This is a genomic window from Pseudomonas sp. R62, from assembly GCF_000257605.1.
Taxonomy (GTDB): domain Bacteria; phylum Pseudomonadota; class Gammaproteobacteria; order Pseudomonadales; family Pseudomonadaceae; genus Aquipseudomonas; species Aquipseudomonas atacamensis.
Map to the genome: position 1 here is coordinate 851,160 of NZ_JH635999.1, position 5,091 is coordinate 856,250.

Annotated in this window: 6 protein-coding genes; 2 read left to right on the forward strand and 4 right to left on the reverse strand. The window is 61.4% G+C overall.

Translation table 11 applies throughout. The features are described 5' to 3' along the window. Positions 1-10: 10 nt before the first annotated feature. Positions 11-403, forward strand: a complete 393-nt coding sequence (locus OQK_RS22235; protein WP_016774346.1) for a carboxymuconolactone decarboxylase family protein — start codon at positions 11-13, stop codon at positions 401-403. A 59-nt stretch (positions 404-462) separates the two neighbouring features. Here OQK_RS22235 and OQK_RS22240 read toward each other — a convergent pair whose 3' ends face one another. The 3 genes from OQK_RS22240 to OQK_RS22250 are packed head-to-tail and all read right to left on the reverse strand — an operon-like array spanning position 463 to position 3,245. After that, positions 463-1,464 carry an NAD(P)H-quinone oxidoreductase gene (locus OQK_RS22240; RefSeq protein WP_016774347.1) on the reverse strand — a complete coding sequence of 334 codons (1,002 nt, stop codon included), beginning with the start codon at positions 1,462-1,464 and terminating at the stop codon, positions 463-465. A 1-nt stretch (position 1,465) separates the two neighbouring features. Beyond that, positions 1,466-1,798 carry a carboxymuconolactone decarboxylase family protein gene (locus OQK_RS22245; RefSeq protein WP_016774348.1) on the reverse strand — a complete coding sequence of 111 codons (333 nt, stop codon included), beginning with the start codon at positions 1,796-1,798 and terminating at the stop codon, positions 1,466-1,468. Between the two features lie 10 nt (positions 1,799-1,808). Continuing rightward, positions 1,809-3,245 (reverse strand): NAD-dependent succinate-semialdehyde dehydrogenase, encoded by a 1,437-nt coding sequence (locus tag OQK_RS22250; RefSeq protein WP_016774349.1) that lies wholly within the window; start codon positions 3,243-3,245, stop codon positions 1,809-1,811. 211 nt (positions 3,246-3,456) lie between these two features. Here OQK_RS22250 and OQK_RS22255 point away from each other — a divergent pair, with 211 nt between their 5' ends. Then, positions 3,457-4,383: a LysR family transcriptional regulator gene (locus OQK_RS22255; RefSeq protein WP_016774350.1), complete on the forward strand. Its 927-nt coding sequence runs from the start codon at positions 3,457-3,459 to the stop codon at positions 4,381-4,383. 70 nt (positions 4,384-4,453) lie between these two features. Here OQK_RS22255 and OQK_RS22260 read toward each other — a convergent pair whose 3' ends face one another. Next, positions 4,454-4,705, reverse strand: coding sequence for a DUF2790 domain-containing protein (locus OQK_RS22260; RefSeq protein WP_016774351.1), 252 nt, complete (start codon positions 4,703-4,705; stop codon positions 4,454-4,456). Between the last annotated feature and the right edge of the window lie 386 nt (positions 4,706-5,091).

A 5,091-nucleotide genomic window follows, 5' to 3' on the forward strand; every position in this document is an offset into this window, starting at 1 on the left:
CGCAGCGCCCGTGGAGATGACTGATCGTCGAGCGCGCGGAGAAGCCGCTCTGACGCAGATTACTGGCGGACCTGGTCAGGCAGTGGTTGATTCATTGAAGGATACTGCTCCAGAGCTTGCGGACTGGATTCTGAGTTTTGCCTACGGCGATGTCTTCGCCCGCCCCGGGCTCGATCACTGCACTCGTGAGCTGGCAACCGTTGCGGCACTGACCGCACTGGGCAACGCACAGCCACAACTGAAAGTGCATATCGGCGGTGCCCTGAACGTCGGGTGCACACCGGAGGCGGTGGTCGATGTGATCTTGCAAATGACGGTATACGCAGGGTTTCCCAGCGCCTTGAACGGTATAACGGCTGCGCGTGAAGTCTTTGCTGCTCGCGGGATCAGTGTTAAGTCTTGAGTGCGCTGGCCGCTGACCTTGCAACAGGACGGTGCAAGGCCAGATTTGATCGACCTGCCTTAGCGCAAATCCTCCGGCCGCATCGTCAGAATAATCTTCCCGACATTCTGCGAAGACTCCATCCGCCGATGGGCATCGGCTGCGCGGGACAACGGAAAGGTGCTGTCCACCACCGGTTCCAGACTCGCAGCGCCGGCGAAGCGTTTCAGCCAGTGGTCGCGAAAGCGCTGGATCATCGCGTGCTTCTCCGGCTGGGTGCGCGACTTCATCACCGTGCCGATGATTTGCAGGTGCCGGTAGAGGATTTGCTCCAGCTCCACGTCGACCTTGCCGCCGCCGCCAAGAATGCCGACCTGGACCAGGCGGCCGCCGTGGGCCAGCGAGGCGATGTTGCGGGCGAAGTAGGGCGCGCCGATAAAATCAATGATCACATCGACGCCGCGCCCTTGGGTTTTGTCGGCGATGACTGCGGCGAAATCCTCGGTCTTGTAGTCGATGGCCACGTCGGCGCCCAGATGTTCGACGCGCGACAATTTGCTGCCTTCGGTGGTCGCGTACACCGTGGCGCCTGTGGCGTAGGCCAGTTGCACGGCAGCGGAACCAACGCCGCCGGCGGCGGCATGGATCAGCACCGAGTCGCCTGACTTGAGTCGGGCCAGGTGCAGCATCGCTTCGTGGGCGGTGACGAACACTTCGGGAATCGCCGCTGCGTGCACATAGTCGAGCTGTGCCGGAATCGGCATGGCCATGCGGTAGTCGATGCGCGCCAGTTCGGCGTAGGCGCCGCCGCCGACCACGCCCATCACCCGGTCGCCGACGGCGAATCCGCTGACCTCGCTGCCGGTCTCGAGCACTTCCCCGGCAATCTCCAGACCGATGATCAACGAGTCGCCGAAGTTCGCATGGCCGTAGCCGCCGGTTCGGTGGGTCAGGTCGGCACGGTTCACGCCGGCCGCGTAGACGCGCACCAGCAGGTCGGTCGGGCGTACTTCAGGGTTGGGCGCTTCGCCGAGTTGCAGCACTTCTGCCGAACCGAATGCTTTCAGGTTGATGGCTTTCATCTCAGCGTTGCTCCGTGTCGGCAAGGGTGGCATTGGCGATGGCCGAGGCGGTGATGGCGCCCGGAAAACCGACGTAAAAGGCCAAGTGAGTGATCGCCGCCGACAACTCTTCATGGCTCACACCATTGCTGACAGCGCGGCGCAGGTGCGCGGGCAACTCTTCGCAGTGGCCGCCGGCAATCAGCGCAGCGACAGTGATCAGACTGCGCTCGCGGGGGGACAAGGCGGGGTCACTCCAGATCTGCGGGTACAGCGTTGAGTCCACGAATTGCGCCAGTTTCGGGGTGAAGGCGCGGGCGGCTTCGCGTGGGCTGCTGAAATCGATAATCGACATGGAAATCCCCTTAAACCTGGCTGATGAATTTGTTGGTGAGGTAGTGCTCGATGCCTTCGATGCCACCTTCAGAACCGTGGCCGCTTTCTTTCATGCCGCCGAAGGGCAGTTCGGTGGCGACGATGCGGTACTGGTTGATGCCGATCATTCCGGCTTCCAGGCCATCGGCGACGTCGATCGCGGTGCGCGCATTGGAAGTGAACGCGTAGGCCGAGAGGCCGTAGGGCAGGCGGTTGGCTTCTTGCAGGCCGTCGCTCAACTCATCGAAAGGCATCAGTATCGCGATGGGGCCAAAGGGTTCTTCGTGCATGATTCGCGCACTCATCGGCACATCGGCCAATACGGTGGGCTGAAAGAAGAAGCCTGCGCCCGGCAACGCTTCGCCACCGGCCAGCACCCGCGCGCCTTTCTCGACGGCGTCGGCGATCAGTTGCTCCATCTTCGCCAGTTGCCGTGGGTTGGCCAGAGGGTCGACCTGGGTTTGCGGATCCATGCCATCGCCGATTTTCAACGCTTGGGTGGCCGCGACGAAGTGCTCGACAAAGTCGGCGTAGGCCTCACGTTGGATCAGGAAACGAGTCGAGGAAATGCACACCTGGCCGGTGCCGCGAAAGCGATTGGCGACGCCTTCCACAGCAGCCTTTTCGATGTCGGCGTCGGCAAACACCAGCACCGGGCCGTGGCCGCCCAGTTCCAGAGTGATCGGCTTGACGCCTTCGGCAGCGCGGGCCGAGAGCAGCCGACCGATCGGCACCGAACCGGTGAAGGTCACTTTGCGAATGATCGGTGAGGCAATCAAATGGCTGGACACTTGATCCGGCACGCCGAACACCACTTGCAGCACGCCTTTAGGCAGGCCGGCATCGTCCAGCGCTCGGGCCAGTGCCAGCGCGGTGGAAGGGCTTTCCTCGCCGGGCTTGAGCACCACACTGCAACCGGCGGCCAGCGCTGCCGAGAGCTTGCGCGCCGGGGTGATGGCCGGGAAATTCCACGGTGTGAACGCTGCGACGGGGCCGATGGCTTGGCGTTTGACCAGTTGCAGTACACCCGGACGATTGGCCGGGACGACACGGCCGTCGATGCGTCGTGCGCTTTCGGCGAACCACTCGAAATATTCCGCCGCACGGGTCACTTCATCGAGGCTTTCGCGCAGTGGCTTGCCTTCTTCCAGCGTCATTTGCCCAGCGATGTGCGGGGCGCGTTCGAGGATCAGGTCGGCGGCGCGCTTGAGGATTTTTGCGCGCTGGTCCGGCACGGTCTGGCGCCATTGGTCGAAGCTCAGTCGGGCCACTTCGAGGGCGTGATCCAGGTCTTCGGCGGTGGCCAGTGGCACCTGGCCGAGTTCCTCGCCGGTTGCAGGGTTGACCACGGCGGCGGTCGCGCGGTCCTGGGCGGTGAGCCATTGACCACCGATGAAGAGATAGAGCGGATCGTAAGGAGTGTTCATGGATGTCGCCTTCATGGTTGAGGATTCATTCGGCGCCTTGTACGCAGCGGTTCAGGCGTCCCGTGGAATCCAGTCTATGGAAGGCGTGCCGTTTGATTTAGCCGGCCACGAGGGAATCATTGTTGTCCCAGAAGGTAATATCGAGCCCAGGAGCGAGCGTGTAGCATCCGACGTTATCCGCAGTGAGTGGCAGGTCTACAGGACGATCAGGATGGACAAACTTTCAAACATGTCGGTGTACATCAAGGTAGTCGAGATGGGCAGTTTCACTGCCGTGGCCAACCATCTCGACTCCACCGTCGGTAACGTATCGCGTGCGGTCTCGGCGTTGGAAAACGTGCTCGACACCCGCCTGTTGCAACGCTCGACCCGGCGTCTCTCGGTGACCGACGCGGGCCGGCGGTTTTATGAACGCTGCGTGAAGATTCTCGCTGACCTGGAAAGCGCCGAAGCCGAGGCGAGCAATGCCGCCTTGCAACCACGAGGGACGTTACGCGTGCACTGCGTGCCCGGACTGGCGAGGCAACTGGTGACCGGCGCGGTGCTGGAATATCGCCAGGCGTTTCCCGAAGTGACCGTCGATTTGATGCTCTCCCAACGCATGCCCAATCTGCTTGAGGATCAGTTGGACGTGTCCATTCTGATCGCGCGAACGCTGCCGGATTCGGCGTATGTCAGCCAGAAGATCGGCGTCAGTCACTGTGTACTGGTGGCCTCCCCGGAATACCTGGCGCGGCATGGCGCACCCAAAACGCCGGAGCAGCTTTGCGATCATCAATGCCTGCTGCTCGGTACCGTGGATTACGTGCGCGATGAATGGCAGCTCAAAAGCAAGGCGGGCGATGCGACGTTCATCCCGAGCGGGCCGAGTTTCAGCGTGAACGATATGGACGCAATGGCCGTGGCCATTCGCGAAGGGGCGGGGATTGGTCTGTTGGCAGGCTTCACGGCGATCGACGATTTGCGTACCGGCAGGCTGGTGCGGGTGCTGCCCGATTACCACACCTACGAGCGCAATGTTTACACGGTCTACACGTCTCGCCAGTTTGTCGATGCGAAGATCACGCGATTCATCGATACCTTGAAAACCCGGGTGGGCGCGCAGTTGGCGAGCACTGCTCAGGCGCTGATCGATTGAAGCGGTAAAGGCATTTGCGTCTCAGCGAGCCAACTCTGAGACGCAATGGGTGTGCGAGGTATTGGCCAGATCAACCGTTGCTGCAGCCGCTGCCCATGACCTCGTATTGCAGGATGTGCTGTTTGCCTTGGGAATCCTGATAAGTCATGTGCACCGGCACTACAGCGCAGACATCCGGCACGGGATCTTCCGAGATGATTTTGGCGACGTCGAGGTGACTGGCGTAGGTGTATTGCTCGACGGGAGGTGTGGTAGTCGATTCCTGAGCCATGACCACCGAGCTGAAGCCGAAGAGTGCGAGGACGAGCATTGAGACTTTCATGGAGGATGTTCCTTTGCTGAAGTTGAGTGTGTTGCTGGAACGAACTCTATGCGGCGGCTGGCGGGGGAAACAGGCGCGGATTGGGTAAAGACTGTTTACGGTTTGAACCACAATCGGCATGTGGTGAACGATCGCGCAGGGTTCAGCGCAAACAAAAAAGGCGCCGGTGAGGGCGCCTTTTGTTTGTCTCGTTTTTTACCGCTCGCCATGCAATCGGCAGCTACAAAAGCGCCGGGCTGATTTCGGCGGATTTCGCTGAGTAGCTTGCCACTCGCGCCGAAATCCACTGCCTGCTGTAAGCCAGCACATGGTCAGCAGTGGCGGTGGGGAATGGATGAAGCCATGCGGACACTCCGGCAGCACGTACAACTCCACCGGCGCCGCGT